This is a genomic window from Kitasatospora purpeofusca (genome assembly GCF_042691725.1).
GTDB lineage: Bacteria > Actinomycetota > Actinomycetes > Streptomycetales > Streptomycetaceae > Kitasatospora > Kitasatospora purpeofusca_B.
Genome location: NZ_CP170483.1, coordinates 1,015,120 through 1,030,965, shown reverse-complemented (window position 1 = coordinate 1,030,965; position 15,846 = coordinate 1,015,120). Strand labels below are relative to the sequence as shown.

The 15,846-nt window shown below is 73.2% G+C and carries 15 protein-coding genes; 5 read left to right on the top strand and 10 right to left on the bottom strand.

The features are described 5' to 3' along the window. Position 1 precedes the first annotated feature (1 nt). From ACFCLZ_RS04505 to ACFCLZ_RS04495, 3 genes are all read right to left on the bottom strand, one after another. Positions 2-1,042 (bottom strand): NAD(P)-dependent alcohol dehydrogenase, encoded by a 1,041-nt coding sequence (locus ACFCLZ_RS04505; protein WP_380283345.1) that lies wholly within the window; start codon positions 1,040-1,042, stop codon positions 2-4. A 77-nt stretch (positions 1,043-1,119) separates the two neighbouring features. After that, the gene (locus tag ACFCLZ_RS04500) at positions 1,120-1,908 is read right to left on the bottom strand and encodes an SDR family NAD(P)-dependent oxidoreductase (protein ID WP_380283344.1); all 789 of its coding nucleotides are present in this window, start codon (positions 1,906-1,908) and stop codon (positions 1,120-1,122) included. 31 nt (positions 1,909-1,939) lie between these two features. Next, the gene (locus tag ACFCLZ_RS04495; RefSeq protein ID WP_380283343.1) at positions 1,940-2,593 is read right to left on the bottom strand and encodes a TetR family transcriptional regulator; all 654 of its coding nucleotides are present in this window, start codon (positions 2,591-2,593) and stop codon (positions 1,940-1,942) included. Between the two features lie 156 nt (positions 2,594-2,749). Between ACFCLZ_RS04495 and ACFCLZ_RS04490 the strand changes: the two genes are divergently transcribed. The 4 genes from ACFCLZ_RS04490 (at position 2,750) to ACFCLZ_RS04475 (ending at position 7,287) form a co-directional block, all read left to right on the top strand. Further along, a complete protein-coding gene (locus tag ACFCLZ_RS04490) occupies positions 2,750-3,970 on the top strand; it encodes an MFS transporter (RefSeq protein ID WP_380283342.1) in 1,221 nt (406 codons plus the stop codon). A 144-nt stretch (positions 3,971-4,114) separates the two neighbouring features. After that, positions 4,115-4,672 (top strand): hypothetical protein, encoded by a 558-nt coding sequence (locus ACFCLZ_RS04485; protein ID WP_380283341.1) that lies wholly within the window; start codon positions 4,115-4,117, stop codon positions 4,670-4,672. 66 nt (positions 4,673-4,738) lie between these two features. Further along, the gene (locus ACFCLZ_RS04480; RefSeq protein ID WP_380283340.1) at positions 4,739-5,668 is read left to right on the top strand and encodes a Gfo/Idh/MocA family protein; all 930 of its coding nucleotides are present in this window, start codon (positions 4,739-4,741) and stop codon (positions 5,666-5,668) included. 32 nt (positions 5,669-5,700) lie between these two features. After that, positions 5,701-7,287 carry a hypothetical protein gene (locus tag ACFCLZ_RS04475; protein ID WP_380283338.1) on the top strand — a complete coding sequence of 529 codons (1,587 nt, stop codon included), beginning with the start codon at positions 5,701-5,703 and terminating at the stop codon, positions 7,285-7,287. 55 nt (positions 7,288-7,342) lie between these two features. Here the strand turns inward: ACFCLZ_RS04475 and ACFCLZ_RS04470 are convergent, their stop codons facing one another. The 7 genes from ACFCLZ_RS04470 to ACFCLZ_RS04440 all read right to left on the bottom strand — a co-directional run bounded on the left by ACFCLZ_RS04470 (position 7,343) and on the right by ACFCLZ_RS04440 (position 15,045). Then, positions 7,343-7,798, bottom strand: coding sequence for a hypothetical protein (locus tag ACFCLZ_RS04470; RefSeq protein WP_380283337.1), 456 nt, complete (start codon positions 7,796-7,798; stop codon positions 7,343-7,345). Beyond that, on the bottom strand, positions 7,799-10,042 hold the full coding sequence (locus ACFCLZ_RS04465; protein ID WP_380283336.1) for a putative T7SS-secreted protein: 2,244 nt from the start codon (positions 10,040-10,042) through the stop codon (positions 7,799-7,801). Then, on the bottom strand, positions 10,042-10,596 hold the full coding sequence (locus ACFCLZ_RS04460; RefSeq protein WP_380283335.1) for a hypothetical protein: 555 nt from the start codon (positions 10,594-10,596) through the stop codon (positions 10,042-10,044). The genes ACFCLZ_RS04465 and ACFCLZ_RS04460 overlap by 1 nt, the downstream gene beginning before the upstream one ends. Beyond that, the gene (locus ACFCLZ_RS04455) at positions 10,577-11,002 is read right to left on the bottom strand and encodes a hypothetical protein (protein ID WP_380283334.1); all 426 of its coding nucleotides are present in this window, start codon (positions 11,000-11,002) and stop codon (positions 10,577-10,579) included. The genes ACFCLZ_RS04460 and ACFCLZ_RS04455 overlap by 20 nt, the downstream gene beginning before the upstream one ends. Positions 11,003-11,484: 482 nt before the next feature. Continuing rightward, the gene (locus tag ACFCLZ_RS04450) at positions 11,485-11,940 is read right to left on the bottom strand and encodes a hypothetical protein (protein ID WP_380283333.1); all 456 of its coding nucleotides are present in this window, start codon (positions 11,938-11,940) and stop codon (positions 11,485-11,487) included. A 253-nt stretch (positions 11,941-12,193) separates the two neighbouring features. Next, the gene (locus ACFCLZ_RS04445; RefSeq protein WP_380283331.1) at positions 12,194-13,540 is read right to left on the bottom strand and encodes a M14 family metallopeptidase; all 1,347 of its coding nucleotides are present in this window, start codon (positions 13,538-13,540) and stop codon (positions 12,194-12,196) included. Positions 13,541-13,683: 143 nt separating this feature from the next. Further along, positions 13,684-15,045 (bottom strand): BTAD domain-containing putative transcriptional regulator, encoded by a 1,362-nt coding sequence (locus ACFCLZ_RS04440; RefSeq protein WP_380283330.1) that lies wholly within the window; start codon positions 15,043-15,045, stop codon positions 13,684-13,686. Between the two features lie 213 nt (positions 15,046-15,258). On the opposite strand from ACFCLZ_RS04440, the gene ACFCLZ_RS04435 reads away from it, so the two are divergent. Next, positions 15,259-15,786 (top strand): hypothetical protein, encoded by a 528-nt coding sequence (locus ACFCLZ_RS04435; RefSeq protein WP_380283328.1) that lies wholly within the window; start codon positions 15,259-15,261, stop codon positions 15,784-15,786. Positions 15,787-15,846 lie beyond the last annotated feature (60 nt).

Here is a 15,846-nt window from a genome sequence, read left to right as displayed (position 1 = left end):
GTCAGCCGTGCGGCAGGATGACCGCCCGGCCGTTGACGAGGCCCGCGTGCAGGCGCTCGTACGCCAGCGGGGCGTCGTCGATGCCGTACGTCTCCACGTGCACGTCGAGGGCCCCGGCGCGGGCGAGGTCCAGCACCTCGATCAGCTCGTCGCGGGTGCCCCAGTAGGGCGAGGCCACCGAGACCTCGTACGGGAGGCTGCCGAAGCCGACGGGCAGGGTGCCGCCGCCGATGCCGACGATGGTCACGTCGGCCTCGACCGCCGCCATCGCACCGGCGGCGGCCGTGGTCGGCGGGGCGCCGACGAAGTCCAGCACCACCTGGGCGCCGACCCCGCCGGTGAGCTCGCGCACCGTCGCGGCGGCCCGGGCGTCGGAGAGGACGGCCTCGTGCGCGCCGACGGAGCGGGCCAGGGCGAGCTTCTCCTCGGTCACGTCCAGCGCGACGATCCGGGCGGCGGTCATCGCGCGCAGCAGCTGGATGGCGACGTGGCCGAGCCCGCCGGTGCCGATCACCACGGCGGTGCTGCCGGGGAGCAGCTTGCCGAGGGAGCGCTTGATCGCGTGGTAGGGGGTCAGCCCCGCATCGGTCAGCGGCACGGCCCGCACCGGGTCGAGGCCGCCGAGCGGCACCAGGTGGCGCGGGTCGTCGACGAGCAGGTACTCGGCCATCGCGCCCGGGGCGCCCAGGCCGGGCGGGCGGATGCCGAGCTCGGCCGCGCGCAGACAGTAGTTCTCCTTGCCCTGTGCACAGGTGAGGCAGCGTCCGCAGCCCCAGGGCCCGTAGACGGCGACGGCCTCGCCCTCGCTCAGGCCGTCGACCCCGGCGCCGAGCGCGGCCACGGTGCCGACGCCCTCGTGCCCGAGGGTGAGCGGCAGCGGGAAGCCCAGCCGCTCGGCGGGCATGCTCATCACGGCGATGTCGGAGTGGCAGACCCCGGCGGCGGTGACCTTCAGCAGGACCTGCCCGGGGCCGGGTTCGGGGGTCGGGACGGTGACCACCTCGGGGGCGGCGCCGATCGTGCGGTACTGGACGGCCTTCATGCTGGTACTCCACTTCCCTGGTAGTCCGCGCGCACCTTCTGTGCGCGCGTGCCCCCCCGGGTCGAACACCGGCCGGGTCAGCGGGCCGCGTAGGCGCCGTCGACCAGGTGGTAGCTGCCGTGGATGAAGGAGGCCCGGTCCGACAGCAGGAAGGCGGTCAGCTCGGCGACCTCCTCGGCGCGGCCGAGCCGGCCGGCCGGGTGCAGCGCGATCAGGGCGGCGCGGGCGGCCTCGTCGGCGTGGTCGAGCAGCGGGGTGTCGATGAAGCCCGGGCCGACCGCGTTGATCCGCACGCCCTGCGCGGCGTACTCCAGCGCGGCCGTCTTGGTCAGGCCGACGACGCCGTGCTTCGCCGCGGCGTACGCGGGCGAGCCGGCGAAGCCGTTGGTGCCCAGGATGGAGGCCATGTTGACCACCGCGCCGCCGCCGGCCGCGAGGATGGCCGGGATCTCGAAGCGCAGCGAGTAGAAGACGCCGTCCAGGTTGGTGGCCAGCACCCGGCGCCAGTCCTGCGGGTCGTAGGCGCCGGTCGGCGCGGTCGCGCCCGCGATGCCGGCGTTGTTGACGGCCAGGTGCAGGGCGCCGAGGCCGGCGGTGGTGGCCTCGACGGCGGCGCGCACCGACTCGGGGTCGGTCACGTCCACCTCGACGGCCAGCGCCCGCGCGCCCCCGGCCTCCAGCGCGGCGACGGCCTGGCGGGCACCCTCGGCGTCGTGGTCCGCGACGGCGACGGCCGCGCCCCCGGCGGCCAGCCGCCGGGCCACGGCGAGTCCGATGCCGGAGGCGCCGCCGGTGACCAGCGCGACGCGCCCGGTGAACTCCTGCGGGTGGGCCGTGCCGGCGGTGTCGGTGGTGGTGGCGGTCATGGTGGTGCTCCTTCGGTGCGGGTGCGGTGGTTCAGCCCGCCGGGGCGTCCGGGGGCGGCTCGGCGGCGAGCGTCGCGAAGGCCTGTTCCAGCAGGGCGGGAAGTCCGGACGTCCCGTCGTCCGGCGCCGGGTGGCGGACCCAGGCACGGGCGGTGGCCTGGAGCGCCGCGACGCCGAGCCCGATCGCCACGGCCGGCCGCAGGTCGCGCTCGGCGTCCAGGCCCAGCCGCTCGGCGGCGATCCGGATGGACGCCTCCTCGGCGTCGACGCAGATCCGCCGGTAGGCGGCGGTCAGCGAGGGCTCGCGGGCGATCAGCGCGAACAGCTCGCGCATGTCCGGGCGGCGGTGCCAGGCCGGTTCGTCCTCGTCCCGCAGCCAGGCGCGCAGGGCCGCCCGGTAGGCGGTCAGCGGGGCCTCGTGCGCGGGGCGGGCGGCCAGGGCCGCGTTGATCCGGTCGAAGTCCGCCCGCAGGCAGTCCAGCACCGCGTCCTCCCGGGACGGGAAGTACCGGCTGAAGGTGCGCCGGGAGACGTCGGCCAGCTCGGTGACGTCCTCCACCGCGACCGCCGCCAGGCCCCGGTCCAGGACCAGCCGCAGCGCGGCGCCCGCCAGCGACTCCCGGGTGCGCCGGGCCTTGCGCCCACGCCGCCCCCCGGGGGCCGCCTCGTCCTTCTCGATGCTCACGTTCCCCACCGTACACCGCAAAAATGTCCCAGTGGGACAGAAGTCCCGTCGGGACACTTCTGCGAGCCGCGGCCGGCCGGACGCCGGGGCGGCCATTCGGCGCAGCCCGCCGCCGCCGACCCGCCCTGGGCCCGCCGGGGCGCCTACCGTGGGCTGATGACCGATCGTCCGACCGATCGTCCGACCGGGCGGGCGCCCGCAACCCGCCGCCCGGGCTACCTCGGTGCCGCCGCCGCCTTCGCCGTCTGCATGGCGGGCACCACCCTGCCCACCCCGCTCTACGGCCTGTACCAGGAGGAGATCGGCTTCTCCGAACTGATGGTCACGGTCGTGTTCGCCATCTACGCCCTCGGCGTCATCGGCGTCCTGCTGCTCGTCGGCAACGTCTCCGACTCCGTCGGACGACGGCCCGTGCTGCTCTGCGGACTGGCCTTCGCGGCGGGCAGCGCCGTCGCCTTCCTCGCCGAGGGCGGCCTGCCGATGCTCTGCCTTGGCCGGCTGCTCTCCGGGCTGTCTGCCGGCCTGTTCACCGGCACCGCCACCGCCTACGTGCTGGAACTCGCCCCGCCCGGCCGCCGGGCCCGGGCCGCGTTCGCCGCGACCGCCGCCAACATGGGCGGCCTCGGCTGCGGACCGCTGCTGTCGGGCGTGCTCGCCGAGTACGCGCCGTACCCCCTGATCCTGCCGTTCGCCGTGCACCTGGTGCTGCTGGCCGCCTCGTTCGCCGTCACCTGGTTCCTGCCGGAGACCGTCGCGGGCGCCCGCCCGCTGCGCACCGCCCGCCCGCGCCGGCCGTCCCTGCCGCCGGAGGTCCGCGGGGTCTTCGTCCCGGCGGGCCTCGCCGCCTTCGCGGGCTTCTCGCTGCTGGGCGTCTTCACCTCGGTCAGCCCCGCCTTCCTCGCGCAGGGCCTGGGCGTCCACAACCACGCGGCCACCGGCCTGATCGTCTTCACGGCCTTCTTCGGCTCCACCCTCGGCCAGCTCCTGGTGCCCCGGCTGGGCGCCGCCCGGGCCATTCCGCTGGGCTGCCTGGTGCTCATCGCGGGGCTCGCCCTGCTGGCCTCCTCGCTCGCCTGGGCCGTCCTGGCGCCGCTGGTCCTCGCCGCCCTGGTGGGCGGCGCCGGCCAGGGCATGGGCCTGCGCGGCGCGGTCGGCGAGATCGCCGCCGTCGCCCCCGCCGAACACCGCGGCGGGGCGCTCTCCGCGCTCTTCGTCGTCGCCTACTTCGGCATCTCGATCCCCGTCATCGGCGTCGGCCTGCTCGCCGAGCCCCTCGGCCTGGCCAAGGCGGGCCAGGTCTTCGCCGCCTGCATGGCCGTGCTCGCCGCCGCCTCGGGCCTCTACCTGCTGCGCCGGGCCAGGCTCTCGGCGGCCTGAGCGGGGGAGCGGGGCGGGCGGTGCAGGCGGTGCGGCGTCCGGATTCGGGCTGGGTCGAAGGGCTTTGCCCGGCCGGCCCGCGCGCGGTGAGACTTTCCGAGGCAACAGGCCACCTGGAGAAGTGACTCGAGGAGAGTGTCCGTCATGAGCATCGCTCGTTCCCTCGTCCCCCGCGCCGGCGTCGCGCTGGGCGCCGTCCTGATGGCGACCGGGCTGCTGGGCGCTCCCGCCCAGGCCGCCGACGGCGCCCCGGCCCCCGCCGCCGCTGCCGTCACGGCCGCCGCGGCGCCCGCTTCCGACGCCGACCAGACGGTCATCCGGGCCACCGCCGGCCTGAGCCGCGGCCAGAGCTGGTCCTCGCCCGACGGCAGCACCGTCCTGTCCCAGCAGTACGACGGGCACGTCGTCCTCTACAAGAACAACGTCGCGATCTGGACCGCCGTGGGCACCTACGGGCTCGGCACCTACTTCTACGTCCAGGACGACGGCAACCTCACCGCCTATGACGGCGCCTGGCGCCCCCTGTGGGAGAGCCGCACCGGCCGCCACCCCGGCGCCTACCTGGCCATCCAGAACGGCGGCAACCTGGTCGTCTACTACGGCAGCACCCCCCTCTGGTGGTCCAACTACCACCCCGGCGGCACCGGCCCGATCGACCCCGACCCCGAGTGCACCCCGACGACCCACCAGCTCTGCCCGTAACCCCTCCCGGGCCGGTGCATAGGGTGGGGGTGCCAACGCCCCACCCTATGCACCCGTGGAGATCCGATGAGTTCGACCACTGTTCCCGACGCCCCGCTCCCGGTCGGGGTGATCGGGCTCGGTGACATCGCGCAGAAGGCCTACCTGCCGGTCCTCGCTGCGCTGCCCGGCCTGGACCTGCGGCTGATGACCCGGGACGGCGCCAAGCTGGACCGGCTCGGCGAGGCGTACCGGATCGCGCCGGAGCAGCGGTTCACCGACCTCGGCCGGCTCGTCGACAGCGGCATCCGGGCGGCCTTCGTGCACGCGGCGACCGACCAGCACGTCCCGATCGTCGAGCAGCTGCTCACGGCCGGCGTCGACGTCTACGTGGACAAGCCGCTCGACCACACCCTCGACGGCGCCCGCCGCCTGGTCGACCTCGCCGACCGCACCGGCCGCTCCCTGGCCGTCGGCTTCAACCGCCGCCACGCCCCCGGCTACGCCCAGGCCCTCGAACGGCCGCGCGACCTCATCGTGCTCCAGAAGAACCGCGAGGGCCTGCCCGAGGCCGCCCGCACCCTGGTCTACGACGACTTCATCCACGTCGTCGACACCCTGCGCTTCCTGGCCCCCGGCGAGTTCGACCACGTCGACGTCCGCGCCCGCGTCCGCGACGGCCTGGTGGAGCACGTAGTCCTCACCCTCGCCGGTGACGGCTTCACGGCCCTCGGCATCATGAACCGCCTCTCCGGATCGACGGAGGAGATCCTGGAGGTCTCCGGCGCCGACTCCAAGCGCGAGGTCCACAACCTCGCCGAGGTGATCGACCACCGCGGCCAGCCCACCGTCCGCCGCCGCGGCGACTGGGTCCCCGTCGCCCGCCAGCGCGGCATCGAACAGGTCGTCCTCACCTTCCTCGACGCCGTCCGCACCGGCAAGACCCTCGACGCCCACGACGCCCTGCGCACCCACGAACTGTGCGAACTGATCGTGGAGCGCATCGAGAACCCCTGACACCGCATCAGCGCATAGAATCCCACCGCCGCGTGAACCGGGACGGGGGAATCATGAGCGATGCGGGACATCGACTGCCGGCGCTGGCAGCCGGGCGCAGACCCGCCGGCCTCGCGCTGCTCGACCTGCTCGCCGATCCGAGGGCTCCGGGGCTCTGTGTGGTCTCGGGACCACCGGGCATCGGCAAGTCCCACCTCCTGACCTGGTTGGGGGAAGCCTGCGGTATCCCCGGTGGCCCACCCTCCCGGCGGCCCGATGCGGCGTTCTCCCTGGCGGGGATGACGGCGGAGGCCGTGGTCTGGCGGCTGGCCGCGCGGCTGGGCGTGACGGCGGACGGACCGGCCGATCTCGTCCGGGCGCTGCGGGAGAGTTCTCGCCCCAGACTGCTCTTCCTGCGGGACCTCGACCGTTCGGCCGAACCCGGGGCCATCGCCGCCCAGGTGCTGGGACGTCTGCCGGAGGTACCGGGCCTGCGGCTGGTGGCCGAGGGCGGGGACGGCCTGTGGGATCCCGTCCCCGCGGCCGCGGTGCTGGACCTCACGAAGCCCGAGTGGACCGACCCCGACCTCTTCGCCCTCTGGTACGGGAAGCAGCGCGGCCCGTCGTTCTTCGAAGCGTCGGACGTCTACCCCAGCCCCGGCTCGGCGCTGCTTGCCGCCAGGATCCTGGCGGGCGTGCCCGGGGCGGGGAGCGCCGGTGTTCACGCCGCCTGGTGGGCCGCTGCGGGCGATCCCGCGCGCTCCGCGCTCGGCGTCCTCGCCGCCGCCGTCCAGCCGCTCACCTTGGCGCAGTGGTCGGCGGCGGCGGGAGCGGAAGCGGTCGCGGCGGCGGCCCGGATCCTGCCGCCGGACCGGGCCGACGGCAGAGCGTGGTGGTTGCCGCCGGGTCCGCTGAGGGACACGGTCACGGCCGAAGTCGTCCCCGCCGATCCGCTACGACTGGCCCGCACCCTGGCCGGCACGGTTCCCCGACTCCCCGACGCCTCCCCGGACTTCACCCGTGCGGACCCCTCAGGCCTCGGCCTCGTTCTGCACCAGGCGGTCCGCGCAGGCATGGCCGAGGAAGTGCTCGACGACTTCGAGCTGCTCACCCACGCCGACCCCGTGGCGGTGACGGCCGTATTCTCGGGGTGGAGCGGCTCGGTCGCGACGGCCTGGCGTCTGGCCGGCCCCGCTCTCATCGACGAACCGGATCCGGCGGTTCGCGCGAGTGTGTTCCGTGCGCGTCTCCTCGGGATCCGGAGCGGCGGGTCGCAGACGGTGCCGCAGCAGCTTCCGACAGCCGTGGAGACCGCACTGGACCGGCTTTCCTCCGGTGCGGGGGATCCGTCGGAACTCCTGACCGCCATGCTGGATTCCGAGCTGCTGGTCTGTCCTGACGCCGAGACGGGCGCACCACTGGTGACCCTCGGGGCGAACGGGAGGGAAGGTCTGGATGCCTGTACGTCGCAGGATCACGTCCCGCGCCATTGGGCGGAGGCCGTCCTCATGTCCGGCCGGGATCTGGCCACCGGGTTCGACGGCCTCGACCTTCGGCTCAACCCCGTGAGCGCGGTCTCACTCTGCTTGCCACTCCGTGACCTGGGATGCGTCATGGGGATGGCCCAGAACGAGGGCTGACACGCCCACTCGTCGGGTGGCGGCGCCGGAGGGGGCCGCCACCCGAAGCCGTTGGTCAGCCGCGGCCGCGTGGTGGAGGCGTGGTGCGAGCCGGGGGTTGCCACCCCTCTCGGGCCTTCTCCCGCAGGTCACCGACCGACTCGGCCCTCGACCGCGAACCCGGCACGACGAATCCGATCTGCCCACCGGGGCGGTCGTCGGACAGTTCCGCCAGGGCTTGCGAAGGGGGCAAGTCGCGTGCCTTGGCCGCGCGCATCTTGATCAGCCAATATCCAGCACTGTTCGATGCCTCGATCGCGACGGCAGGCCGCCCCACCCAGCCGGCCGCGTCGTCCGCGTCGGACACCCAGAGATAGCCGAGCGCTCCGCTGGTCTCGTTGGCGATCGTCACGTATTCGACAGGCTTGTCGGTTCGGTACGCATAGTCGGCCGGCCCGTCGACCACCTTGAACTGCATATCCTCGCGAAGGCGAGGATTTTCCCGATCACGGTCCACGATGATTTCTCTCAATCAGGGAACGATATCCCCATAGATCTGCCACTGTCCGTTTTCGTCCGGAAAAACGCGATCGGCGCGCCATCTCAGGCCTCGCCCCAGGAGAACCTCCCGTTCTCCCATGCCGTAGTAGGAGACTTTCTCCACCCAGAGCGCCGGTGTACCTTCGGGAACCCGAAGGTGAAGTACTGCATCCTTCCCGGAAAAGGCTGCTGTACCCAGGGAGCTCGAAGTGAACGCTTCTTCCGTGAAGATATTTCCGACCATTTGGGAGGGTTCCATGGGAATATGGTAGAGGTTTGTCCCACGACTGACCATGACGGTCTCCGGGGTCGGGTGCCCTGCCAGTGCTTGGTCGATCTCGGCGATGTGCTGCAGGACTTCGGGAGTCTCGCCGTTCCCGGAGCGGAGGTAGCCGTTGAGTTCGTGGTAGGTCGGCCCGTCAGTGGCCTGCCGTTCGCAGGTGTAGTCGTAGACGGCTCTTCGCTGTGACTCGGGAAGGCTCGCGGCATAGTCGTTCCACTCGTCGGCGCCGTACCTCACTGCCGCAGCGTCGTTCTCGAAGGTCTTGGCATTCTTCGATGTTTCCGCCTCGGCGACCTTTATTTTGTCGGAGAGGTCGAGCTTGTTGAAGTCTTCGGTCGAGAGCGGTGGCGCATCGCTCCGCAGTGGATCGGTCTGGACGCCGCTGTTCGGGGCAGGCTCGCCGGACTTGGCCGGCACGGCCTCCGGGAGGTGGGAAGCGGGGGGTGTTCCGGCGGGCCCCGCGTCCGGCGGGAGGGGCTCGGGGTGCGGGACCGGTTGGGACGGGACTTTGACGGGGCCGGTGGGTATCGCGTCGGCCGGAGGGTGGGGCGGGGCCTTGAGGCTCCAGCCCTCGGGGAGGCCGGTCAGGTTCGTCGGTGACGGCAGGACGGGTTTGACCGCGGCGGCCTTTTTCGCGGCTTCCTCAAGAGCCTTCTCGGCAGCCTCCTTGGAGGCCTTGTCCGCCGCCGCTTTGGCCGCCTTCGCCGCTGCCTCCTTGGCCGCCTTCTCGGCGGCCTCCTTCGCGGCCCGCTCCGCCGCTTCGCGGGCCGCCTTCTCGGCTGCGGCCCTGGCCGCGGCGGCGGCCTCGCGTTCGGCGAGGGTGGCAGCGGCTCCGGTGCCGCCGGTTCCCCCGCCGAGGAGGAGGTTGCCGGTGAGGCGGCCGCCGGCCTCGGAAGGGTCGCTGCCCCAGCCGCTGCCGACCAGGCCCTTCAGCAGGTCGACCGGATGGTCCCCGGCCTGGATCAGGCCGGCGGTGGTCGTGGACAGGCCCTGGAGGTACTGGCTGGGGTGGGAGAGGTTGTACGGGTCGAGGAAGTTCAGCGACCGGCCGAGCTTGATGAGATCGGTGCCGGACTTGACCACGCCACCGCCGAAGTGGAGGAGCGACACCGGAGCGGCGGTGAGTCCGTCCTTAAGATCGGCCTTGAGGATCTCCGTCCTGCTCGGCATGGGCGGCGCCGACTGGGTGGCGGCGGAGATCGCCGTGGCGGCGGTGCGCGCCGCGGAGTCCCTCTGTGCGCGCGCCGCGTTCAGCTTCTCCTCGGCGTGCCGGAACGCCTCTTCGGCCGGGCTCCTGAACTCGCCGGGCTTGGCGGGCGGATTCGCGGGGCGCTGATCGGCCGGGGTGGCGTTGTAGGACTTGACCTGGAGGTCGTAGGCGAGGGCGGCCTGCATGGCGGCCTTGACCGCCGAGTCGTGCTTCTTCTTCGCCTCCTTCCACAGCCGTGCGGCCTCCGCGGCCTCGCCCTGGGCCCAGGTGACGGTGTGGGCGTAGCCCTCCAACGCGGTGGCGGCCTTGCCGCAGGCGTCGGCCGCGGTCAGCCAGCGCTTGGGCTGCGGGTCGAAGACCTTCTGGAACGCCTCCGCCGCCGGTCCGGTCCAGTGTTCGTGGTCGAGCCGGGCCAGGCCGGTGCCGGTCTTCTCGAAGGCGTCGTGGAACTTCTTCAGGTGCGTGGCGGCCTGGTTGATCCTCCCGGCATCACCGTGCACGAGCTCCTTGGGATCGGCACTCTGATCCAGGTTCCGTTCGCCGACCTTCAGGCCGGCCTCGTCCGCGACCCCGTCGCCCCAGCCGTTCACGCTCTGCGCGGCACCGTGCAGACCGACGCCGTCCAGCGCGCCCCCGACCAGGTGGGAGCCCTTCTGTACCGCCTTCGCGCCGGCCTTGAGGTTGGTGTCGACGAAGTTCTCGGCAGCGTCGACCGCGTCGGTGATGCTGAAGTGCAGGCCCATCAGTGATCACCTGCCGACGCCTCGGCGATCTTCTTGTTGATCCCGAAGGGGCCTTCGAGCTTCTCCTGCGCGACGTCCTTCCACGTCTTCCCGATCCCGTCGAGGGCCTTGTCGGCGGACTGCGGCGAGAAGTCCGGATTGGTGAGCTGGGTGTACTGGTTGTCGCCCCAGATCTGGTTCCAGGACTTGCCCTCGACCTGCTCCTCGGTCTGGTGCGGGTTGCCGATGTTCGCGGCGACGACGTCCTTCAGCAGTCCGTTCGCATAGCGCTCCTGCTCGTGGTAGAAACCGGCGGAAAGTCCAAGTTTCAGGGCGAGTTCGGAGCCCTCCTGGACCAGGGCCCGCACTCCCCAGGACCAGCGTTCGCAGAAGCCCGTGAAGACGGAGTGGAGGTCGGGGTGACCTGCCTCCATCCCGGTCAGGTCCAACTCGGAGAACCCGCGGCCCGATTCCGCCAGGCCGGCGATTCCTAATCCCTGTAGTTCTGCGATCGCCGCGTTGATGCCTTCCTCCGCGAGTTTCAGCGCTTGCGGGTCAACCCCGAATCCAGCCATCGACTCCCCCTGTTGTCGTCGGCGGGCCGTCGATGGCCGCCGCATCCGGCACGATGCCCCGCATGGGCGGGAAGAGCATCGGCTCGGGACCCGCGATGTCCAACGCGACCCCACCGGGCCTTCCCAGCTCCGGCACCGCCACGTCCAACAGCCGCGAACCGAGGACCGTCAGGTAGGGAAGCCCCTCCACCGGAAGGCCCTTCGTCCGTGCGAAGGAGGCCAGTTCGGCCTCCGAAGTGAACGCGAGGATCCATCGCAGGCCGCCTTCGTCGGCGCTCCACACGGCCTCCTCACCCCATCGCGGCACCAGTAGTGCGCTCAGCCGGAACTGGGCGAGCATCACCGCCGGGTCGCCGACCCCTGCCCGCAGCATCCGTATGTGATGGACGAGACCGGCATTCGTCATGGTTTCCCCCTCCGGGAACGCGGCTCTGATGGCACCGGCCGCACCGAAGGTACACGGACGGCGGGGCCGCTGGGCGCCGGGGGCGGCGGTGGGTGAGGGTCAGGCAGGGGTGAGGCGGTCGCGCCACCAGGCGATGGTGGTGCGGAGTTGGGTGTCCAGGGGGGTGGGGCGGGTGGTGAAGGTGGTGGTCCAGGGGGTGGTGTCGAGGGTGAAGGGGTGGTCGAACTGGTAGCGGGTCTCGCGCAGCTGTGGAGGGCGGCGCCGCGGGCGGCCTCCACAGCTGCGTGCTCGACGCCGGGCTCGGCCGGGCGGCCCGAGCGGGTGACCACCCGTACCGTGTGGCCCTGTTCGGCCGGCAGGCGGGCCGTGGCCGCTCCGGCGGGTCCGTAGCCGACGATCGCCTGAAGACTCATCGGCACACCCTGGGGGCGCTGCCCGGCCCGGTGGACGGGTCGGGCAGCGCGGTTGGGCCGGAGGCCGGATCAGCAGGGGATGACGACCGAGACCGTGGCCGGCGACGGCGGCCAACCGCCGTTGTCCACACTGAAGTTGGCGGTCACCGTGCTGCCACAGGTCGCGGTGGTGGTGATCCCGCCGACGTAGGCGCCGCCGGAGGGCACCACGGCGGTCGTGTACACGGGCGGGCCCGGGGGCAGGCCGGGCGCGGTGCCGGAGATCTTGAAGCCGACGTTCTGCGGGACCCAGGCCGGGTTGGTCGGGTAGGCGTGCCCGTAGAGGTGGACCTGGAGGCCGTTGACGTCGATACAGGCGCGGGTCTGCAGCAGGCCGGGCGCACCCGGGCTCCCGCAGGTGGTGAACGGTCCGGGCGGGCCCGCGGGCCCGGTGGTGGCGGCGACGGCGGACGGGGCGGTGGTGGCGGTCAGCGCGGCGAGGACCGCGGCGCCGGCCAGGGTGGCGGCGGTGCGACGACGGTGCATGGGCAGGTTCCCTCCTCTGGACAGAGCGTGCGGCGGGACGCCGGACGCGCTGTGACATGTCACATCCTTCTGGGGGAATGGTGACACTCGAACGGCGGTCCGGTCCGTTCGGCGGACCGAATGACCGGACGACGCCCTTCCGTTGGCCTGAACGGAGTGTCATGTTTCCCGTGTGGCAAGGAGGAAGCGGCCCGCCCGGATACCTGAGATCCGGGTGGGCCGCTCGGTGGAGCCGAAGGGTTTGCTGGAAGCGTCAGTTGGCGATGCCGCAGTACTGCTGCTGCTTGCCGATCGCGCGGTAGACGCAGTCGGCCGTCTCCACCAGCCGCAGCACGGCCTCCCGGTTGCGGCTGGTCTCGCGCCCGATCACCTCGTCGGGCGGGTAGAACCCGCTGGCGCCGTTCGGCCCGGGGTACATCTCGAAGGTGTAGGCGAAGACCCGCTGCGCGCCCCACAGCCAGTCGTCGATGGACCCGTCCGTGATGTAGAGGTCGCTCGACTGCTCGGGCGTGTAGTTGTTGGTGGCGGCCATGGACCGGCCGAGGGTGGCGAAGGTGTTGTACTCGTCGGCGGTCATGCCGGTGGTGGTGTTGGCGGTGGTCCAGCCGAACGGCCAGAGCACCAGCTCGCTGTAGGTGTGGAAGTCGATGGCCGCGGTGATCTGCTGCCTGCCGCCCACCACCCGGCTGCGCACGAAGTCGGCGACTACCTTGGCCTCCTTGGCGGACTCCGGCGCGTTGCCCCGGTAGGTCTCGCTGGAGGTGGAGCCGGAGGAGCCGCCGCAGCAGCCGAACTTGTAGTCCCAGTTGCGGTTGAGGTCGGTGCCGACGTAGCTGCTGCCCGGGTTCGGCTGGCGGTCCTTGCGCCAGCTGCGGTAGCGGCCGGTGGCGATGTCGTACTCGCCGCCGTCCGGGTTGAGGTCCGGGACCACCCAGATCTCCCGGCTGTCGACCGCGTTCGCGATCCGGCTGTCGGAGGCGTACTTGTCGCCGAACTCGTGCAGCAGGTAGAGCGCCATCTCGACGGTGAGGTGCTCGCGGGCGTGCTGGTGGGCGGTGAACAGCACCTCGGGCTCGTTCTCGTCGGTGCCGACGTTGTCGCTGATCTTGACGGCGACGATCGGCCGGCCCTCGTAGGAGGTGCCGATGACCCGCTTGCTCATGATGTCGGGGTGGGCGGCGACCACGGCGTCGATGTCGGCCGCGGCCTCCGCGTAGTTGTGGTAGCCGGAGTCGGCGGACGGGAAGTCGTACAGCGCCGCGCCGACGCCCTCCAGGCCGGGCTCGACGCCGTACCGGGGGCCCGGCAGCGGGACGGGCGACCAGCCGAGCTCGCGCAGCCGGGCGGCCTCGGCGGGGGTGGCGGTGACGGTCAGTGAGTCGGGCCGGACGGCGTCCACGGAGGCGCCGGTGGCGGCGACCTCGGTACGCTCGGCGACGGTCCGGGGGCCGTCGAGGCGGTACTGCCGGGCGGCGTCGAAAGCGGTGGCGGAGGCGGGGCCCGGCTGAGCCGTGGCCTGGGTGGTGAGCGGGACGGCGAGGGCGAGGGCCAGCAGGACGGCGGTGGCCGCGGCGGGCTTCCCTCGGCGGGGCAGTCGCATGACTGTCCTCCTGTGGGGGTCCGTAGGGACGGAACGGTGAAGGAGGCGGGTGCGGCGCCGCGAGCATGATGGTCCGTCAATGTCATGCATTCGTCAAGTAGTTGGGCGGCATCGCGGCCGGGCGGTCCCGGCCGCGCACCGGTTCAGGGCGCCGGCGTGCCCCGGTCCGCCGCCGCCCCGCAGGTCGCCAGACTGCACCAGCGCCGTCGTCCGCCCGCGTCCAAGAACAGCCAGCCGCAGTCCGCGCTCGGGCAGCGCTGGACGGTCAGCCGGCGCGGTTCGGCGAGCAGCTCGGCGGCCGCCCGGGCGGCCGCGTACAGCGGCAGCGGCAGCCCGGCCGACGGCGGCAGCCGCCACTGCGCCAGACCGTCCTCGCCCCGGGTGAACACCGCCGCCCGGGTGGCGCGCCGGACCACCGCGGCGACCTCCCCGAAGGCCGTCCCGTCCTGCGGATCGGTCAGGCACGCGTACAGCGCGGAGCGGAACGCGCGGGCCTCGGTCAGCACGGCCGCCGCCTCGTCCGGGTGCTGCGCGGCCTGCCGGAGCAGCGCCTCGACCAGCGGCGGCGCCGCGAGGTCCTGGTGCCCGGCCCAGACCGCGAGCGTCGAGTAGCGGCGCAGCCAGTCGGATCCGGGCGGCGGGGCCGGGGCGCCCCAGCCGGCGAAGGTGTTGCAGAACTCCAGCGCCGGGTGCCCGCCCGCGCTCCACGGCAGCCACTCCTCGCCCACCCGCACCGCGTACAGCGGCGCCGGCGGCCGGTCCAGTCGGGGGTCGGCGCGCAGGATCCGCTCGTGCAGCGCGGCCAGTTCGGCGCCCGGCTCCACGCCCAGGGTCTCCACCAGCGTGCGGCGGGTGTGCCGGTAGAGGGCGAGCGCCTCGCCCTGCCGGCCCGCCCGGTACAGCGCCGTCATCACGGCGCGCACCAGCCGTTCGCGCGGCGCAAGGCTCGTCAACTCTCCGTCGTGGAGCGGGAGATCGGCGAGCAGGCGGTCGTGGCGGCCCATCGCCAGCAGGAGTTCGGCCCGCTGCTCCAGGGCCGACAGTCGCAGCTGGAGCAGCCGTCCGCCGAGCCGCCCGCGCAGCGCGTCGTCGGCCACGTCGGCGAGCAGCGGCCCCCGCCAGAGCGCGAGTGCCCGGTCGTGGCAGCGCAGCCGCTCGGCCGGGTCGCCGGTCGCGGACGCGCGGGCGGTGAGGTCGAGGAACTCGCGGACGTCGAGGCCGTGCGGGCCGGGCGTGAGGGCGTACCCGTCGTGCCGGGTCGCCAGCACCACCCCGTGCGGGCGCAGCCGGGCGCGCAGCCGCCCGATGTACGTGTGCACGGTGCCGCGCGCCGAGGCGGGCGGGCTGCCGTGCCAGAGCAGGTCGATCAGCCGCTCGGTGGTGACCACCCGGCCGTCCTCCAGCAGCAGGACGGCCAGCAGGCAGCGTTCCTGGCGCCGGGTGCCGGCCAGGACGGGCTCGCCGCGGTGGTCGGCCTCGAACGGGCCGAGCAGTCGGAACTCCATGGCGGGCCACCCTACGGCGCCCGCGGTTGCCGGTGGTGGGTGCGCGGGTGGCGCCGGCATCGGTGGTGAAGGTGACGGCGCCGTCGCCGGTCACCTTGGGTGGCCGAAATGCCCCACCCGTCCGGATCCGGCCGGGAGGATGGTGAGAATCCGGTGAGCGGCCACTGTCAGGCTGGCCGCCGACCGTTCCGACGCCCCGTCAGGAGACCGATCATGCGCCGCATCCCGCTCCGCCTCGCGACCGCCGCCACCGCCGTCGCCGCCCTGGCCGCGAGCCTGGCCGCCGCCCCGGCGGCCGGTGCCGCCGGCCGTGGCGGCTGGGAGCCCTGGCCCTCGCCGTCCTTCGACCTGCCGGCCGGCGCCCGCTGCGACTTCCCGGTGCACCTCGAACCCGTCGTCGACCGCGTCGAACGGCACGTGCTGGCCGCCGACCCCGACGGCACCGTCCGCCGCGTCGCCTACCGGGGCGCCCTGGTCATGCGGCTCACCAACACCCTCACCGGCGCCCACCACGACGCCGACGCCGGCGGCCGCTCGCACGTCGACTACCGTCCCGACGGCTCCCAGACCTGGCGCGCCCACGGCCCGATCCTGCTCGGCATCGGCGCCGGCGCGGGCAACCTGCCCCGCGACCTCTACACCGTCGACGGCGTCTACACCGTCGACATCGGCGCCACCGGCTACCGCACCCTCACCATCGACCACGGCTCGGCCGAACCCCTCTGCGCCAAGATCGCCTGACCCATGGCCCGGTCCGCCGCCGCCGCTCGCCCGCCGTCGGGCCGTCGGCCAGGGCGTCCG